The sequence below is a fragment of the Segatella copri genome, from assembly GCF_026015465.1.
Taxonomy (GTDB): domain Bacteria; phylum Bacteroidota; class Bacteroidia; order Bacteroidales; family Bacteroidaceae; genus Prevotella; species Prevotella copri_E.
The window spans coordinates 822,869-841,314 of the sequence record NZ_JAPDUQ010000001.1 but is presented as its reverse complement, the minus strand read 5'-3'; the positions used below and the strand labels follow the sequence as shown (position 1 = coordinate 841,314).

Genomic DNA, 18,446 nt, shown 5'->3' with positions numbered 1-18,446 from the left:
GTCTCTTTCTTAGCGTTTTACATTAACGGTCTTTATAGTGATGTCACCTCTGTATGGAAGTAATCCGGTTTTGAACAGTATGAGCTGACCTCTTGGGCCTGAAATGTAGTTTGCGAAGCTCCAAGGCAATGCCCTGTGAGGGTCAACTACAATAGCATATAATGTTCTGACGAACGGATATCTTCCATCCAGCAAGTATGCCTGATATGGTTGCCAGCTGTTATATGGTGTTGCCACATCTTTGATAGATACTCGCATGACATGAATATTCTTCTTAAATGTAGTGTTGGTTGAATCACGGCGGTCGTTGAGCCAGTTAGATCCAATTACACCGATTGAGCCTGGGTTCTGATCCACATAATCGATAACCTCTTTACTAGTTTTTGCGGCCATGATTTTTGCACCCATTTTAGCTCCGTGCAGTACAGAATCTACTACATAATTGGTTGTTGCAGAGCGGGTATTATCGAAAATAACTTCGATGTCACCTCTCTTAGAACCTTTCACAATATCACTCCATTTTGTTGCCTTACCTGTAAGGATACGTTTGATATCTTTTACCGTAATACAAGTATCATTGTTTTGCTTGTTTACAATAAATGCCAATCCATCGTAACCGATAGGGAAAACAGAAGGAATTACATTGCTTTTAGATTTCAAGTAGGCGATTTCACTATCTTTCAAATTACGTGTAGTGAACAAGAGCGCTGTTTTGAAATCTTTAATCATCTGAAGTCCGGTGACTTCATCTGTATACTTCGGCTTGAGTTTAGCTTTCGGGAACTCATACTCAAACTGACTTCTTTCTTCGTCAATGATAGGCCTCAAACTCTCGTCAGCCACAAATTCAATTGTGCCTGAAGTAGGAGTATCAGTTCTACCATCTTTGGCTTTCTTCTCGCCACATGACGAGAAGAAAGCCATTGATAGTACTGTTAATCCTATACCTAAAAAAATATAAGATGTTCTTTTCATTCTATTACTGCAATCTAAATACAACTGGTACAGTATACTTAACACGTACAGCAGAACCGTTTTGCTTGCCTGGTTTCCACCTAGGCATGCTCTTAACGACACGCTGTGCTTCACGGTCAAGTGAAGGGTCTACGGAACGAGCTACCCTAACATCTGAGATAGAACCATCACGTTCTACCACGAATGATACGATAACACGACCCTGTACACCATTCTCCTGTGCAACGACAGGATACTTGATGTTGCTTGCAAGATAAGACATCAGGGCGCCTTGTCCACCAGGGAATGAAGGCATCTCCTCTACGACGTCGAAGACCTTAGTAGCAACCTCAGGTTTTGGTGCTGGTGGTGGAGGTGGAGCTGCCACTGCAATATCATTTCTTACAGCTTCAACTGTACGGTCCTTCACACCTTCCTTGTTTTCAGTACCGACTGCAACTTTGTCATCCAGTTTATCCATCTGCTTAACCTGGTTTTCCTCTTTTACGAGTTCATCCTTCTTAATGACAGGTGCGGTAAACTTCTGAGTTTCGCGAGCCACAGGAATCTCCTTTTTCATTTCAACCTTAGGCTTCACTGGCTCCTTCTTCTTTTCTTCCTTCTTAGCCTGCTGCTGGAGTTTAGCCAACTCCATAGCTTCCATATATGCTTGCTGCTCTTCAGCCTGTTTCTGTTCAATAACCTTCCAAGCTAAAAAACCACCCACGAGAGCTGCAGCAATGACCAAGATAAGCAGAGCCTTGATATTTCGGCCAGAAGTACCCTTACGGAGCTGGTATGCACCATACTCCTTGTTCTTTCCGGCGAAAACCATATCGACCCATTTAGGATCGTAAAGATCAATTTTTGCCATTTCTTTCTTGTTTTAATTGTTAGTACACATCTTACATCTTAACGTTTCTAGACTTGAGAAGCTTCTCATCGTCTCCGTTAATCTTATCGATGACATACGTACCAATGTTCAAAATCTGCATTTCATCGAGTGCATCAACCATATTCTTATATGAAGCATTATCTGTAGGCTTGATGACGATAGTAAGAGTAGGAATCTTTCCGTCCTTCAAGTTACCAGCCTTCAAATCGCTCAACTTCTTCTGATAGATGCTATCAGGATACTGCTTAGGATTCTTCTGACGGTCCATGTTCAACTCCTTGACAGCAAGTGCGATTCTTTCTACAGGGCGTGTGCCGTTTTCTGTAGCGTGCTCTCTCAAGACCTTACGGACGCCCTGGCTTCCCCATGTAGTCTCCTTGATCCATGTTGGATCATCGTACTTAGGAATACCAGCACCATAATAAATCTTGTTATCTGCTGTTACGTAGAGTGTCACAGTTTCAGAAGCCTTAGCTTCGTTCTTCTGATCTTCTTGAGTATTCTCATCATTACTTGGCATAGTCAGCTCCATAGTCTGAGGTTTGCTCAAAGATGTACACAGCATGAAGAACGTGATAAGCAGCATGAGCATATCCACCATAGGCGTAAAGTCTACGCGGACATTCATTTTCTTTTGTTTGCTTTCTTTCTTTGCCATTTATTCGTCCCCCTGTTGTTTTAACTGTGTAATCATATAGTAATGACTCTCGTCCATATCCTGGAGTTCGTTCATCACTCTCTTAACGGTCTTGTAAGGTGTAGAAGCATCTGCCTTCAGGGCAATCTTGATGTCTTCGTTTACGTTACGAGCTGCGTCAACCCACTGCTGGAACTCGCTCATACCGCCCTTAATACTGTCGAGAGGAATACCTTTAGTCTGGAGATACTGTGGACGCTTAGAAGCGTTCATTGTCAGATAAGTACTCAAGTCGCCCATAGGTACGCCGAACAAACCCTCGCTCTTGAATGTCTCAATCTGTTTTGGGTTCAATGACACGCCGAATGCTCCTGTCATTGTGCTCAGTGTAGCTCCCAACTGATCAGTATTATCAATACTCATAAATACTTGGCCCTCGCCGGTAGGATTACCAGCCTTGTCCTTTTCAGGACTAACCAAGATGGTCAAGACACCGTTCTCTGGCACCTTAATCTCAGACACAGAACCTGGTGTATTTACCTTAACTGGCTCATTCTTTACGAAAGTAGAGGTGAGCATGAAGAAGGTAAGCAGCAGGGTCATAACGTCTGACATAGGCGTCATGTCGATCCAGATGTCACTCTTCTTAATTTTTACTTTACCCATAGCGATAAAATTTTAAAGGGTTAGCAAAAATTAAGCCTCTTCTGCGTGGTTAGCTTCGTATGTCTGAGCAATTGAGTAACCTACCTCGTCGAGTGCGTATGTCAACTTATCTACCTTGTTGGTGAATGTGTTGTAAGATACAACGGCACACCATGATGTCAAGATACCGAATGCGGTGTTGATCAACGCCTCAGAAATACCTACAGAAAGTGCTGCTGAGTCAGCGCCACCACCTTCACCCATGGCCTGGAATGACTTGATCATACCGGTTACAGTACCGAGAAGACCTGTCAAAGTACCAAGTGTTACGATTGTAGCGATGATAGGCAAGTTCATTGTCAAAGTTGGCATCTCCAACTGAGTTGCCTCCTCGTGAGCCTGCTGGATCTTAGCTACCTTCTGAGCCTTCTTCAAAGATGCGTTAGCACCAGACTCCATAGACTTGTAAGCGTTCAAAGAAGCCATAACAACGTTAGCTACTGTACCGCGCTGCTTGTTGCAGAGCTGCTCAGCCTTAGCGAAATCATTTGCGTTCAAAGCTGCCTTGATGTTTGCAACGAACTTAGGAAGAGCACCTGTACCTGTAGCGGTCTTAAGAGCCAACCAACGCTCGATAGTCATTGCCAACACTGTGAGCAACAATGTGTGGATAACTGGTACGATTACACCACCTTTGTAGATAGTACCCCAAATGTCTGCTGGGTGATCCTGTACACCTGGATCCTGGAAGTGCATGTCGTTTCCGAACCATGTGAAGAACAATGTGAATGCGATGATAGCACATACCACGATGATCCAGAATGCGCCTCTTACTCCCTGAAAGCCCTCAGACTTCTTAGCTGGGGCTGCTTGTTTTGTAGTTGCCATAATTTTACTTTTTTTTAAATTATTAGTTAATAAATTATTAATATTTTCTTTTTTTCTTTCTCGCTTCGTAGACCTTGAATGTGTCGTTTGTCAATAAACACAGTTGGGTTATCTATTTTGCATTGGCAAAGATAATAAATTAAAGTTTACTATCAGCCTAATTAAGAAGTTTTAACGAGATATTGGCTTATTTTATACCAATATCTCGCATTTTCCTTACATTTTTGCCCTTGAAAATGGTGTTTAAGCCATTTTTTTATTTCAACTTGCCCAAAGCTTCCTTGATGCGCTTGATGGCTTCAACGATGTTTTCGTCGCTTGTTGCATAGCTCATGCGGAAACAGTCTGGATCACCGAATGCGTCACCACCTACGGTGGCTACATGTGCTTCCTCGAGAAGGTACATGGCAAAGTCGGTTGAATTGTTGATGGTCTTCTCACCATTGCTCTTGCCAAAGTAGCTGTTGCACTTAGGGAAGAGATAGAAGGCACCCTGTGGCATGTTTACCTCAAGGCCTGGAACCTCTTTAGCCAACTTTACAATCAGGTTGCGTCGGCGCTCGAAAGCTACGCGCATTTCCTCTACTGCACTCTGGTCGAGTGTGTAGGCTGCTTCTGCAGCCTTCTGGCTGACAGAACATGTACCGCTGGTATACTGTCCCTGGAGCTTATTGCAGCCCTTGATGATCCATTCCGGACCAGCCAGGAAACCGATTCTCCATCCTGTCATAGCGTAAGCCTTAGATACACCATTGGCAATGATAACCTGCTCCTTCATGCCTGGTTCCTGAGCAATGCTGTGGTGCTTGCCGATATAATTGATGTGTTCGTAGATTTCATCTGCCAACACAAATACTTCAGGATGCTTCTTGAGTACTTCTGCCAGTGCAGCCAGTTCTTCCTTAGAGTATACGCTACCGGTAGGGTTGCTTGGAGAACAGAGAATGAGCATCTTGGTCTTCTCTGTGATGGCATTCTCCAACTGCTCTGCTGTCATCTTAAAGTCCTGGTCGAAACCGGCATTCACAATGACCGGAGTACCTCCAGCCAACTTCACCATCTGTGGATAACTTACCCAATATGGTGCAGGAATGATAACCTCGTCGCCTGGATTTACGAGTGCCAATACTGCGTTGCAGACGCACTGCTTACCACCAGTACCAACGATTACTTCATTGGTAGTGTACTCCAAACCATTCTCGTTCTTTAATTTGGCTACAATTGCTTTTCGCAAGTCAGGATAACCTGGTACTGGTGAATAACGGGAATAGTTCTCGTCAATAGCCTTCTTTGCTGCCTGTTTAATATTGTCAGGAGTGTTGAAGTCTGGTTCACCTACGCTCATGTTGATTACATCAATACCTTGAGCTTTCATTTCACTACTCTTCTGTGACATCGCCAGCGTTGCTGAAGGTGCCAATCTGTTTAAACGATCAGATAATTGTGCCATAATTTTATTCTTATATTTGTTTATCGTGTGCAAAAGTAAGCAAATTATTTCTTTTCCGGAAGAAAATTGAGCATTATTTCACGTTTTGTATTGAAATAATAACATAATTTTATTATCCGAGGTGCAAAGTATGCCCCATGCGGTCTCTCTTGGTCTTGAGATAACGCTCATTGTACTTGTTTGGCACAACTTCGATAGGTACATTTTCTACGATTTCCAAATCGTATGCTTCGAGACCTACGCGCTTTACCGGATTGTTGGTGAGCAGACGCATTTTGTGTACACCGAGATGACGGAGCATCTGTGCACCGCAACCATAGTCGCGCTCGTCTGGCTTGAAACCGAGATGAGTATTGGCGTCAACAGTATCATAGCCTTCTTCCTGGAGTTTGTAGGCTGCAATCTTGTTCATCAGACCGATGCCGCGTCCTTCCTGCTGCATGTAGACAACAACTCCCTTTCCAGCCTCGTCTATCATCTGCATGGCTTTGTGGAGCTGCTGGCCGCAGTCGCAACGCTTGCTGCCCAGGATGTCGCCAGTAGCGCAAGAAGAGTGAACACGGACCAGGATAGGTTCGTCTTCTTTCCATTCTCCCTTGATGAGTGCCATGTGTTCCAGACCATTGCTAGACTGGCGGAACGGAATGAGGCGGAAGTGGCCGTATTCTGTAGGCATGTCAACCTCTTCGCCCACTTCGATGAGTGATTCTTTCTTGAGTCGGTATTCTATCATGTCTTTAATAGAAATAACCTTGAGGTTCCATTCCTGTGCCATCTTCATCAGTTCTGGCAGACGTGCCATGGTGCCGTCTTCATTCATGATTTCCATAAGTGCGCCTGCTGGATAGAGGCCTGCCATTTTACAAAGATCGATGGCTGCTTCTGTGTGTCCGCTTCTTCTTAATACTCCGTTATCCTGTGCGTAGAGCGGATTGATGTGGCCCGGTCTGCCGAAAGTCTGTGGGGTAGAATTCGGGTCGGCAAGTGCTTTGATGGTTTCGGCACGGTCGTGTGCAGAAACACCGGTAGAGCAGCCTTCCAGTTTATCTACTGTTATGGTGAATGGTGTACCCAATACTGAGGTGTTCTCTGAAACCTGATGAGGCAAGTCGAGCTCATCGCACCGGCTCAGGGTGATAGGGGCACAGAGTACACCTCTTGCGTGTTTCAGCATGAAGTTTACTTTTTCTGCGTCTATCTTCTCTGCGGCAATGATGAGGTCGCCTTCGTTTTCGCGGTCTTCGTCATCAACAACAATGACGAACTTTCCTTCCTTGAAGTCTTTTACTGCATCTTCGATGCTATTTAATTTGATTTCTGACATGTTTGATACCTTATTATATAGTTACATTTTACTTTTTCTGTTCTCTAATCCGCTGGATGATGTCCGTATTGGTCTGACTGATGACCTTGAGGTCACGGAACAAGCGCAGTCGGAATCGCCACATTCTCAAATATAGCAGTGTGCCCACTGGGAAAATGATGGCTGCAATGATGTTGAGCCATTTCCGCTCGAATGGGCGTGTATGTGCCTTGACAGAAAGAACCGGATATTGGTTCATGTCGTGCAGGATATACTTGTTGGCGGTGTTGGTCAAATCTTCTATTACCTCTTCCAATTCTGCATTGATTCTTTCTATCTCATGATCAGGCTCGTATTTGAAGAATACATTGATGACGTTTGGAAGATGAACCAGTTTGTGTTCCTTATTATATAAGGTGATGTCTTGGTTGATTCTTTCCAGTTTCTCTGCATCCGCCTGATAGTCCGGGTCGGTGATGATGACTTCCTTGCCGAAGTAATGGCGTTTCTGTCGTAAACCGAGCAGTTTCATGAAGAACTCTTTGTAAACATCCATATTGAATACGGAAGAGTCATTGGTTGCCTTGTAGGTTACGAAGATAGCCAAAGGCGTCAATACTGCCGGTGCAAGACCTTTACCGAACCAGATGGCCCACATGCCACTTCTTGACATTCTGTATCCTGTATTGTCGAGGATAAAGAAGACGATGAACACAAGTACGGAGATGACGACAGGGAAACCCAGTCCTCCTTTTCGGATGATGGCTCCTAATGGCGCTCCGATAAAGAAGAATATGAGACACGAAAGGGCTAGAGTGAACTTGTTGATAGCCTCAATCTTGTGCTGTCTTATCATGTAGTCTGCATCGCTCGTTGACATCGATTTGAAATCAAGGTCAGAAAGCTCCTGTTGTACGGTAGACTGTGCCTGGTTTACCACCATGAGTTTCTTGTCCTGTGGCAAATTATTATATAAGGTGTCGAAAATGAGTTTTTCGCCCTTCTTGATTTCTTTGAGAGAGTCCTTCTTGTTGATGCGCTGTGCACCTCCATAGAATCTCACGTTGGCTTCGTTCAGGTAGATTCTTCCGATTGAATCATATAATTGGTTGAGCGAATCGATGTCGTGGTTGATTTTCTCCAGACTTTTACCCTTCGCATTTCCTGAAAGCGAAGCTGCGTCGGTCATACTGAAGTCTCCATCAAAGTCGAGAATGATTTTCTTGGAAACGAAAGTCTCTCGTCTGTATGGTACGGCAGCAGTATTGGCAAGTGCACTGCTTTGCATGTTCTCAAACCATTCTCCACTGTAGAGGCTCAGAACAAGATGCTTCTTTTCTGCTGTACTCTGGAGCATGCCAGAATCTGCCAATATGATGGCGGCATCTTCATAGCTGTCGGTCATGCGGTAAATCATGATGCCGTAAAGTTTTCCGGTTTTCAAATCCTTCTTCTGCACATAAAGGTTGCAGTTTGGAATACCATCATAGAAGATTCCTTCCGGAATTTCCAGTTCCGGGCTTTTCTGTTTCATGGAAATCAGAAGTTGTGCCAGTTTCATGTTCGACTTAGGTCCCACATTGTTCTGGAAATAGAATGAGCCAAACATGATGATGATGGTGATGACGATGAGTGAGCGGAAAGCTTGCATCAGTGAAATGCCTGCAGCCTTGATGGCTGTAAGTTCTGAACTCTCGCCGAGATTACCGAACGTCATGAGTGAAGACAGGAGAATAGCCAAAGGCAGGGCCTGTGGTACGAGCATCAGACCCATGTACCAGAAAAATTGAGCCATCACGTCCATCGTGAGTCCCTTGCCGATGAGTTCATCAATATATCTCCATAAGAACTGCATCATCAGCACAAACTGGCAGATGAAGAAAGTTCCCATGAAAAGGAGACCAAACTGCTTGGCAATAAATATGTCTAATTTCTTAATTCTAAGCATTTCAATATTCTGTTGTTTCAGACCTTTTCTTTATTTAAAATAATAGCAGGTCTGTTATTCAGCGTGCAAAGGTAATATAAAAAAATAAGAAAACCTTTATTTTTCGTTTTTTTTATATATATAATTAGGTGAAAGTGGGGCTGGAATGTGAGAAAAATGAGAAAATGAAACTTTTTTTGAAAATTTCTGCCGAAAAATTTGTTCAATTCAAATAAATGTATTACCTTTGCACCCGCAAATGAGAAATCAATTGCTTGGATGGCGGGATAGCTCAGCTGGTTAGAGCGTCGGATTCATAATCCGGAGGTCGAGGGATCGTGGCCCCCTCCCGCTACAAGATGAGAGACATCAACTTTTTAGTTGATGTCTTTTTATGCTCTAAACTTTTCCACACTTATTCACTTCTCATAGATAAGTTATCCACATATGTGTTGATAACTATGTTATTCCGATGGTTATCAGATGTTTTTCCTGTTGGTAACTGGGTGGAAAAGATAAATATGAAAGATTTTCCTATGTTTTTCTTGGTGTTCTCAGAATAAAATATTTGTAAAAAACTGACCAATGGGGCTAAAATACAAAAAAAAGTTGTATATTTGCAGCGGTAAAGTTTTATTTTTAGGAATTTGTTGAATGCCTCTTCTTTATAAACAAAGAAATTGTATAAGCTGTATGAAACGAAAATTACACCTTATTATATATGTAGCGATCATCGTGTTGCTGACCGGTTGTGCTCAGAAGCCTAGGAAGTTTGTCATTGGCGTATCCCAGTGTTCGGAAGATATCTGGCGCGATAAACTGAATGATGAACTGAAGATGGGCGAGTATCTCAACGATTCGCTTATCGTGAAACTGGCTTCTTCCAACGATGATAATGTGTTGCAGAATAAGCAGGTTAACCAGTTTGTCGATGAGGGCGTAGATCTGCTTATCGTATCTCCTAATCAGCTGAGTGCTATATCCAAGTCGGTAGAGCGTGCTTACGATAAAGGTATTCCTGTGATTCTCTATGACAGGAAGACTAATTCTGATAAGTATACGGCATTTATCGGCTGCGATAACTATACGATAGGTAAATCGATGGGAACTTTTATCGCCCAGCAGCTTCAGGGAATGGGCCGCATCGTTGAAATCAGCGGTTTGGAGGGCTCTTCGCCTGCTTTGGAGCGTCATCGTGGTTTTATGGATGCTATCAAGCCTTATCCTGGGTTACAGGTTGTAGCCTCCGAAGGAGGAAACTGGAAAGAAGAGGGTGGAATCCAGGCGATGAAACGCATATTGAAACAGACACAGGACTTTGATTATGTCTTTGCCCATAATGACCGTCTTGCCTGGGGTGCTTATGTGGCTGCCCGCCAGATGAGGGTAAAGCGTAACTATAAGTATACCGGAGTAGACGGCATGGCTACCGAAGGTGGTGGTTTGGAACTTGTGCGCGATGGTATTTTCGAAGCCTCTTATCTTTATCCTACCAAGGGTGACGAGGTCATAGCGCTTGCCATGAAGATATTGAAGCATCAGCCTTATGAACGCGACAATTATCTGAGCACTTCTATCATAACCCAGGCAAATGCTGCCCTTACATTGATGGAGGCTAGAGATGCCGAGCGTCAGATGCGAAATCTGAAGACTTTGCATAAGCAGGTAGATCAGTATCTGTCTGATTATAACTCACAGAAAGTCATGCTCATAGGCCTGGGTCTGTTCCTCTTTGTTTGCCTCGCAGCAGCTGCTTTGATCTTCAGAGGTTATATGATAAAAGTGAGACTGAACGAAAAATTGGCTAAGACAAATGGCGAACTGAAGCGACTGAATGTAGAATTGGGTGAAAAGAATGAAGAATTGAAACGATTGAATGAGGAGGTCTTGGAACTCACTCATTCCCGTCTGGTATTCTTTACCAATATCAGTCATGAACTTCGCACGCCTTTAACCCTGATAGCCGACCCGGTAGAGATGCTGCTCGAAGATACCGGCATCAAGGGCAAGAGCCGCGAACTCTTGAAAATGGTGCAGCGTAACGCCCTTGCTCTCCAACAGTTGGTAAGTAACATTCTTGATTTCCGTAAGATTCAGAATGGCAAGATGGAACTGAAACTCTATCGCTTCGACATTGTGAAGACCTTGACGATGTGGGTGGGCGACTTCCAACTTACTGCCGAGCGCAAGCAGATCAGACTGCATCTGGATGTTGATGACTTGAAAGGCAGCCATGAAATGATTGCCGATCAGGAGAAGATTTCCCGTATTGTGTTCAATCTGTTGAGCAATGCCTTGAAATATACGCCTGCTGGCGGCGAAATCTTTGTTTCGCTGAAAGATGAAGGTGCCAATCTCCGTCTTGATGTGAAAGATACGGGCAAGGGTATTTCGCAGGATGAGGCTGATAAGATCTTTGAACGCTTCTTCCAGGCCAAGGGTGCTGCCAGCGGTACGGGTATCGGTCTGGCTCTGGTGAAATCTTTTGTAGAGTTGCATCATGGTGAGGCTAGGGTAGAAAGTGAACCGGGAAAGGGTTCTGATTTTATCGTTGTAATTCCTCGTAAGCAGGAGGGTGATTCACAAGTTATCCACAATGATGCGGATATTGTGGATAACTCTGTAAAGGCTTCTGCGTCAGATAGTAAGAATGTGGTAGATGAATCAGTTTTGCAATATATTGACGATGGAGACAGAAGTCGTGGAAAAGTTCAGCAGTTGGTAAGCGAGAATACCAATCGTCCTACTGTTCTGGTTATTGATGATAATACTGATATCCGTCAGTATGAGCGTACTCTTTTGCAGGATGAGTATATTGTTCTTGAGGCCGCCGATGGTAAAGAGGGATTATCCGTTGCCATAAAAGAGGTGCCTGACCTGGTGATCTGCGATGTGATGATGCCTGTTATGGACGGATTGGAGTTTACTAAACAGTTGAAGACGAATACGGCTACCTCTTATATCCCTGTTATTATGCTCACGGCGAAGAACCTGGAGGAGCATCGCGCCGAGGGTTATGAGCATGGAGCTGATTCCTATATTACCAAACCATTCCACAGCAAGGTGCTTCTCGCCCGTATCGAGAATCTCCTGCGGCAGCGTCAGCTTCTGAAACATCTTTATCAGGGGGCTCAAGAGGCTGAAAAGGAGATTTCTGAGTCTCATTTGGAAGACCGTGACAAGCAGTTCCTCAAGCAGCTTCAAGCCATTATCCAGAAGAATCTTTCTGATAGCGAGTTTGGAGTTGAGGATATGGGACAGCAGATTGGTTTAAGTCGTGTGCAGCTCTATCGCAAGGTGAAGGCGATGACTGGCTCTTCTGTTGTAGATTTACTCCGTAAGGCTCGCCTTGCCAAGGCTAGGCGTTTGCTCGAAACCCGTAGCATGAGTGTCTCTGAAGTAGCCTATGAAGTGGGCTTCTCAGCGCCGTCTTACTTCACAAAATGTTTCAAGGATGAGTATGGTATGTTACCTGGTGATGTAGGTAATGTTTTGGGAAATAACTAGTAATGAGAGAAAGCAGCTGGGGCAAAATGTCGTCAGCTGCTTTCCTTTTATGTCTCCCAATCTTCGAATTCCAGTTCCAGTTCTTTGTATTCGGGTTTGAAACTGCTGTTCTCCTTATCTTGCTTCCTGGCTTCTTCTGATGAGGCGTTGCTTACGGACAGACCAAGCAGGCGGATGGGATGCGCCGAGGAGTAATCTACCTGTTTCAGTAGCCGTTTGGCAAGAGGCAGAATATCATCCTTCTTTTTCAGAACCTTTTCTTGCGAGATGCTTCGTGTTATCTGGGTAAAATCGGCAAACTTCACCTTCAGCGTCAGGGTTCTTCCTTCGAAACCGCTTTTGGCGATGCGCTCCAGCAGTTCGAGTACAGTATGGTACAGTTCGATAATCACAGCCGTTTTTAGATAGATATCTTCCAGGAAAGTCTGTTCGCAGCCTACCGATTTCCGTTCCCGGTAGGTGATGACAGGGCGTTCATCTATCCCCCTTGCGAAATCATAGAAGATGTGTCCGGCTTTTCCGAACACTTCTACCAGATGTTCTTCGGATACTTTCCTCAGGTCAGCTCCGTTGAAGATACCCATGAAATGCATCTTTTGCAAGGTTTTCTTGCCCACACCCCAGAAATCCTCTACAGGCAGCTGGGCGATGAAATCGAGCGCCTTGTCGGGATGAATGGTGCAGATGCCGTCGGGCTTGCGGTAATCAGAAGCCACTTTGGCGAGAAACTTGCAGTAGCTGATGCCAGCCGAGGCGGTGAGCCCGGTTGCCTCCTTGATACGGGTTTTGATATCTTTGGCAATATCCACCGCCAGTTCTATCCCTTTCTTATTCTGTGTTACATCAAGAAAGGCTTCATCTGTGGAGATGGGTTCGATGAGGTCGGTATATTCCTGGAATATCTGATGTATCTGATGGGATATTTTAACGTAATAATCATGCCGGCAGGGCACGATGATGAGATTAGGGCAGCGCTGCTTGGCTTGAGCGATGGATTGCGCCGAGTGAACGCCATACTTCCTTGCCTCATAGCTGGCTGTAGAAACCACACCACGAGGTCCGTCGAAGCCAACCGCTACCGGTTTGCCCCGAAGTTCCGGATTGTCTCTTTGCTCTACCGCAGCAAAGAAGGCATCCATGTCGATATGTATGATCTTTCGCTCAGTCATTCCTGCCTTATTTTTTCCAAAAGTACAAAAAAGATGCGTTTCCACAAAATCTAAGCTGTTTTTTATTGTTCGTTAACGTTTCCGGGTATTAGCCTACATGGTCCATCGAAACAGGCTGCGTTGAGCATCGCAAGTACTTGCGTTAGCCAACTCAAGTACTTGCGTTAGTCAACGAAGCTATCTGCGTCTGCTTCCGGAGTCGTCTCCGATAGCTTCCGGAGTCGTCATCGATAGCTTGTTGAGTCGTCTCAGATAGCTTATTGAGTCGTCTCCGTTAATTTAACAAGTCGTCTCCGATAGCTTACGGAACCACTTGAGTAAGCTGAACCAAACACTTGACCTCACAGACTCAAGCACTTGACCTCACTGATTCAAGCACTTGAACTCATTAAATCAAGTATATCATAACACGCTCTTAATTGTCTGTAGTGATCTATATGACTCCCTTTGTCTGAAATAGAAAAGAGTTAGTTAAGACGTAGAAAGTAGCAGAAAAGTGTGAAATTCCGTTCATGTAATAGCAATTATGTTACAATGAACGGAATTTTTTATTCGATGAAATGATTTTTTAAGCCGCTGTTCAGACCTTTATGTATTTTTGCAGCAGAAATCAAAACATTAACGCTAACAAATTAAACATTTAAAGTATGAACAACTTTTTAAATGGAAAGAGCGCAGCTATGATGCTTGCACTTTCATTGGTAAATGTTACAGCAGCTTTTGCACAGGATGATAATTCAAGTGCTAAGGAAGAGGGTAATCGTAATGTGATGCTCAATGCAGCCAGTGCGAATGGTCCTCGTGAGATTCAGATAGGCTTGCCTTCTGCCGATGTCAACGTTTTGGAGAATGGTTTGCCTGTTACTTACGCTACCAATCCTCATTCTGTCAATACTATCTGGCGTGGTGATGCAAGTTTGAGCCATCAGGGTTTGCTCAAGATTGCCGAGACTGCCATCACTACCGGTAATATCGGTTATGCCGTGAACTCTTTCACCCAGAAGGGACAGAAAGGATTCAATGGTACACTGAACTATAAGAGCAATCATTTCGGATTGCAGGAATTCTCTCTGAATATGAATGGTGATTTGGGTAAGGACTGGTACTACAGCTTTAATATGTATCAGGATTTCGATCCGGGAACCTTCAAGATCAAGTCAACTCCTTATCAGGACCGTACTCAGATTTACAAGGCTCTCCTCACCAAGAAGTATAACGGCAATCGTGGTGAGTTCACTGCCATGTATAAGTATGCCAATAGCCATAACGTGTATAGCTATGCTACCCAGAGTGCTCCATTTATTTATGTAGGCGATGGAAGCGTGAAGGAGTATGGAGATTTCAAGCTCGGAACTACTTCTTATCTTCCTGTAGATAATGATATGACCTATCGTGATATGCGTACTGGTGAGTTGAAGCAGACTTCTCTCTATGATGCCTGTCTGAACAAGACAAGCGAGGTAACCCTGATGAACAACTATCGTTTTGACAACGGTTTAAACTGGAAGGCTACCTTGAAGTACGATCACTCACGTGGTGCGATGGTTTACCAGTCTCCAATGTCTATCATCGATTTGAAGAGCGCTGCCAATCAGGGCGCATATAATTATATGTATCGCGACATCAACGGACAGACCAAGGCTTATAATGGTCAGTATGTTCAGACCCGTATGTCTTGTCTCAATGCCGGTAAGATTGATGAGGCTCTCTTTACCACCGAACTCAGCAAGAAATTCAGTACTTCCACCTTCCGTCTTGGCGTGAATGAGTGGTTCTACCATATCGATTATTGCTCAAATACAACCATGTATGACCAGAGTGTTCCTGCAGATGGCAATTATGCCTTGCGAGTTTGGGATGCCAACCAGCGCACCGGCTATTTCTATGATTTCAACAAGAACGCCTCTGAGTATTATAAGGGAAGCGAAAACAAGCTGGCTCTCTACTTCACTCACGATTGGGATGTCACCAATAAGTTGAACCTCTACTATGGTGCTCGTCTGGAGTGGCAGAAGCTGAAGGGTGAAAACGCAGCAGTGAAGAATGCAAACGGTGATTTCGTAGGTCGTTTTGCCGATTATTATCTCGGTGCTACGGCAGCAGATGGAACTAAGATTGCTCCGGCAGACTTGAGTTACAACTGGTTGAACTACGATTTCTCTGTAGCAGCAACTTATAAGTTGACCGATAACTTCGGCTTCACTGGCGATTTCACTTACATCGTTCAGCATCCTAAGTTCGAGGCTTTTGCCCCAGCTACATTGCCGAATACGGATAAGATTTCTGTGCCACTCGGTCGTGCAGGTATCTACTACAATAACTCATGGTTGAGTTTGACATCGTTGTTCTCTTACATCTCAAAGACCAACAACAACTCAACTCTGAATTTGCAGCATGGCAGTGAGATCAAGGCAGCTCCTTTGACTTACGATATCCAGACATGGGGATGGACAACCGACGCTGTGGCTCATCCATTCAAGGGATTCGATTTCCACTTCCTCTTCACTTATCAGAAGCCAACTTACAAGAAGTATGAAACCAGCATCACCTTCAGCGATGGCTATGTTGGCAACATCAATGCCACAGGTAATATCGTAGCCGAGATTCCTCAGATTCTCATCGAGTTGGATCCAAGCTACATGATTACCAAAGACATCAAGCTCTGGACCAGTTTCCGTTACTTCAGCAAGACCTACGCCAACATCAACGAGGCATATTACTTCAACGGTCACTGGGAGACTTTCGGAGGTTTGAACTGGCAGGCAACCAAGCGTCTGGCTCTCGGCTGCACCGTAGTCAACTTCCTCAATCAGACTGGTGCCAAGGGTAGTATCGCAGGTGCCGAGCTGATTACCAAGGATGAGGCTAAGGGGATCAAGAATCAGATTATGACGGGTAGCTATCTTCGTCCATTCACTGTTGAATTCACAGCTTCGCTGAAGTTCTAAGCGATATAAATATCAATAAACATCATCGACAGCTTCTATATATAATATAATGTATAGGGCTGTCGGTAATAAGACAAACAATAATACGTTATAGATATAAACAATAACAATTAACAATAATAGTACAATGAGAACAAACAATATGATGAAGGCTGCCTGCCTCATATTGATGGCATCAGCTACAACTTCTGCCTTTGCACAGAAGATGAATATCGAACACAAGGGTGATACTACTATCATCAAGGTGGAGAATCCTACCAAGTATCTTCTTCTCCCTATCCAGGAAGAGAAGGATGAGGCCCAGGTTTTGCTCGATACAGGTTCTAAGGATGATACCTGGATGGACGTTCGCCTGGCTCAGAATGGTTCTGATTACTATGTGCCTTTTGCTTTGGGCAAGGGTAAGACTGCTACAGTCAAGATTCTTGGTCTGAAGAAGGATGCTTTGGCACTCAACTTGCTCAAGCTCAGCGATACATTCGACACCACCAATACCGATTACTATCGCCCATCTTATCACTTCACTCCGCTCTATGGTTGGATGAACGACCCTAACGGTATGGTATATAAGGATGGAGAGTATCATCTCTATTTCCAGTATAACCCATACGGAAGTAAGTGGGGCAACATGCACTGGGGACATGCCGTAAGCAAGGACCTGGTTCACTGGGAGCACCTCGACCCAGCCATCGCTCGCGACCCTGTAGGTCATATCTTCTCTGGCAGTTCGGTTGTGGATAAGAAGAATACGGCAGGTTTCGGCAAGAATGCCATCATCGCCATCTATACCAACCACAGTGTAAACCACGGTGAGGTGCAGTGCATCGCCTACAGCAACGACAATGGTCGTACCTTTACCAAGTATGAGGGCAACCCAGTGTTGACTCCATTCGATGGCTTGAAGGACTTCCGTGACCCTAAGGTGTTCTGGTATGAGAAGGGAAAATGCTGGTATATGATTGTTTCTGCTGATAAAGAGACCCGCTTCTACAAGTCAAAGAATCTCAAGAAATGGACTTACGTGAGTGCCTTTGGTAAGGGCTTGGGTCAGCAGCCATGTCAGTATGAGTGCCCAGACTTCTTCCAGTTGCCTGTAAATGGTGATAAGAAGAAGATGAAGTGGGTGATGACCATGAATATCAACCCTGGCTGCTGGTTTGGTGGCAGCGCTACCGAGTATTTTGTAGGTGATTTCGATGGCAAGAAGTTCACTTGTCCTGATGCAGACGAAGTAAAGTGGCTCGATTGGGGTAAGGATCACTATGCTACCGTTACCTTCTCAAACACAGGCGACCGAGTATTGGGTATCACCTGGATGAGCAACTGGCAGTATGCCAACCTTACTCCGTTCAAGCAGAACCGTGGTGCCAATGGTTTGCCTCGAGAGTTGAAGCTTTACGAGAAGAATGGCAAGTATTATATTTCAGAAGATGTAGCTCCTGAGGTTTATGCATTGCGTAAGGACACCAAGAATGTAGTAGATGCTTCTGTTGCTGGCGAAAAGATGCTTGCTGGTGTTGCTGCCAATATGGAGGGTGCTTTCGAAATCGAGGCCGATGTAACTCCAGATGCCAACGGCATTGCCGGTATTGAGATTTCAAACAACAAGCGTGAGCGCACCCTGATTTATTTCGATATGAAGCAGGGCAAGGTGGTTATGGATAGAACAGAGAGCGGTTTGACCGATTTCGGCAAGCAGGCAGTTCCTCACGATATCGAGTTGGCTTGGGATAAGCAGCGTGCAGCAGAAGGCAAGGAGCCTGCCCGCATCACTAACTCCATCAACTACAAGAACGATTTCGCCCTGGCAACCTGGGCTCCATTGAGTCTTTGCGAGGATGGCAAGAAGACCTATCATGTTGATATTTTCGTAGATAAGTCATCTGTAGAACTCTTCGTAGATGGCGGCCACATCGCCATGACCAACCTCGTCTTCCCTGTAGCTCCATACGAGAATCTGAAGCTTTATACCCAGGGTGGCAAGGCTGAATTCAAGAATCTGAAGGTTCATAAGCTCGGCTTGTAAAATCTTTTGTATGATAGAATAGTTTATGTTAATAGTAAGGAGTCGCAACTTGAAAATATTTTGGGTTGCGACTCTTTTTTTGATAAAAAATGATGGC

The 18,446-nt window shown here is 44.5% G+C and carries 12 protein-coding genes and 1 tRNA gene; 4 read left to right on the top strand and 9 right to left on the bottom strand.

All coding sequences use genetic code 11. From position 1 onward, the window contains the following. Positions 1-9: 9 nt before the first annotated feature. The 8 genes from ONT08_RS03595 to ONT08_RS03560 all read right to left on the bottom strand — a co-directional run bounded on the left by ONT08_RS03595 (position 10) and on the right by ONT08_RS03560 (position 8,720). Positions 10-975 carry a PstS family phosphate ABC transporter substrate-binding protein gene (locus tag ONT08_RS03595; RefSeq protein WP_117586467.1) on the bottom strand — a complete coding sequence of 322 codons (966 nt, stop codon included), beginning with the start codon at positions 973-975 and terminating at the stop codon, positions 10-12. Between the two features lie 4 nt (positions 976-979). Continuing rightward, positions 980-1,828, bottom strand: coding sequence for an energy transducer TonB (locus ONT08_RS03590; protein ID WP_117586466.1), 849 nt, complete (start codon positions 1,826-1,828; stop codon positions 980-982). Positions 1,829-1,859: 31 nt separating this feature from the next. Then, the gene (locus ONT08_RS03585) at positions 1,860-2,507 is read right to left on the bottom strand and encodes an ExbD/TolR family protein (protein ID WP_117586465.1); all 648 of its coding nucleotides are present in this window, start codon (positions 2,505-2,507) and stop codon (positions 1,860-1,862) included. Next, on the bottom strand, positions 2,508-3,152 hold the full coding sequence (locus tag ONT08_RS03580) for an ExbD/TolR family protein (protein WP_117586464.1): 645 nt from the start codon (positions 3,150-3,152) through the stop codon (positions 2,508-2,510). A 30-nt stretch (positions 3,153-3,182) separates the two neighbouring features. Continuing rightward, entirely contained in the window at positions 3,183-4,019 is an 837-nt protein-coding gene (locus tag ONT08_RS03575) for a MotA/TolQ/ExbB proton channel family protein (RefSeq protein ID WP_006849145.1), read from the bottom strand. A gap of 256 nt (positions 4,020-4,275) precedes the next feature. Next, on the bottom strand, positions 4,276-5,469 hold the full coding sequence (locus ONT08_RS03570) for a pyridoxal phosphate-dependent aminotransferase (RefSeq protein WP_006849146.1): 1,194 nt from the start codon (positions 5,467-5,469) through the stop codon (positions 4,276-4,278). 112 nt (positions 5,470-5,581) lie between these two features. Further along, the gene (locus tag ONT08_RS03565) at positions 5,582-6,793 is read right to left on the bottom strand and encodes a bifunctional 3,4-dihydroxy-2-butanone-4-phosphate synthase/GTP cyclohydrolase II (RefSeq protein WP_118085915.1); all 1,212 of its coding nucleotides are present in this window, start codon (positions 6,791-6,793) and stop codon (positions 5,582-5,584) included. A 28-nt stretch (positions 6,794-6,821) separates the two neighbouring features. Beyond that, entirely contained in the window at positions 6,822-8,720 is a 1,899-nt protein-coding gene (locus ONT08_RS03560; RefSeq protein ID WP_117586462.1) for an LptF/LptG family permease, read from the bottom strand. Positions 8,721-8,980: 260 nt separating this feature from the next. Between ONT08_RS03560 and ONT08_RS03555 the strand changes: the two genes are divergently transcribed. Next, positions 8,981-9,054: transfer RNA gene (locus ONT08_RS03555), tRNA-Met, on the top strand. 338 nt (positions 9,055-9,392) lie between these two features. Further along, positions 9,393-12,206: a hybrid sensor histidine kinase/response regulator transcription factor gene (locus ONT08_RS03550; protein WP_264959259.1), complete on the top strand. Its 2,814-nt coding sequence runs from the start codon at positions 9,393-9,395 to the stop codon at positions 12,204-12,206. Between the two features lie 47 nt (positions 12,207-12,253). Here ONT08_RS03550 and dinB read toward each other — a convergent pair whose 3' ends face one another. Continuing rightward, positions 12,254-13,375 (bottom strand): DNA polymerase IV, encoded by a 1,122-nt coding sequence (dinB, locus tag ONT08_RS03545; RefSeq protein WP_264959258.1) that lies wholly within the window; start codon positions 13,373-13,375, stop codon positions 12,254-12,256. Between the two features lie 647 nt (positions 13,376-14,022). On the opposite strand from dinB, the gene ONT08_RS03540 reads away from it, so the two are divergent. Beyond that, a complete protein-coding gene (locus ONT08_RS03540; RefSeq protein ID WP_437183618.1) occupies positions 14,023-16,323 on the top strand; it encodes a TonB-dependent receptor in 2,301 nt (766 codons plus the stop codon). 127 nt (positions 16,324-16,450) lie between these two features. Beyond that, positions 16,451-18,349: a GH32 C-terminal domain-containing protein gene (locus tag ONT08_RS03535; protein ID WP_437183619.1), complete on the top strand. Its 1,899-nt coding sequence runs from the start codon at positions 16,451-16,453 to the stop codon at positions 18,347-18,349. Positions 18,350-18,446: the final 97 nt, after the last annotated feature.

Excerpts from the sequence above, each read along its gene's own strand:
- ONT08_RS03595 (WP_117586467.1), bottom strand. The coding sequence starts at position 975 with ATGAAAAGAACATCTTATATTTTTTTAGGTATAGGATTAACAGTACTA.
- ONT08_RS03590 (WP_117586466.1), bottom strand. The coding sequence starts at position 1,828 with ATGGCAAAAATTGATCTTTACGATCCTAAATGGGTCGATATGGTTTTC.
- ONT08_RS03585 (WP_117586465.1), bottom strand. The coding sequence starts at position 2,507 with ATGGCAAAGAAAGAAAGCAAACAAAAGAAAATGAATGTCCGCGTAGAC.
- ONT08_RS03580 (WP_117586464.1), bottom strand. The coding sequence starts at position 3,152 with ATGGGTAAAGTAAAAATTAAGAAGAGTGACATCTGGATCGACATGACG.
- ONT08_RS03575 (WP_006849145.1), bottom strand. The coding sequence starts at position 4,019 with ATGGCAACTACAAAACAAGCAGCCCCAGCTAAGAAGTCTGAGGGCTTT.
- ONT08_RS03570 (WP_006849146.1), bottom strand. The coding sequence starts at position 5,469 with ATGGCACAATTATCTGATCGTTTAAACAGATTGGCACCTTCAGCAACG.
- ONT08_RS03565 (WP_118085915.1), bottom strand. The coding sequence starts at position 6,793 with ATGTCAGAAATCAAATTAAATAGCATCGAAGATGCAGTAAAAGACTTC.
- ONT08_RS03560 (WP_117586462.1), bottom strand. The coding sequence starts at position 8,720 with ATGCTTAGAATTAAGAAATTAGACATATTTATTGCCAAGCAGTTTGGT.
- ONT08_RS03550 (WP_264959259.1), top strand. The coding sequence starts at position 9,393 with ATGAAACGAAAATTACACCTTATTATATATGTAGCGATCATCGTGTTG.
- dinB (WP_264959258.1), bottom strand. The coding sequence starts at position 13,375 with ATGACTGAGCGAAAGATCATACATATCGACATGGATGCCTTCTTTGCT.
- ONT08_RS03540 (WP_437183618.1), top strand. The coding sequence starts at position 14,023 with ATGAACAACTTTTTAAATGGAAAGAGCGCAGCTATGATGCTTGCACTT.
- ONT08_RS03535 (WP_437183619.1), top strand. The coding sequence starts at position 16,451 with ATGAGAACAAACAATATGATGAAGGCTGCCTGCCTCATATTGATGGCA.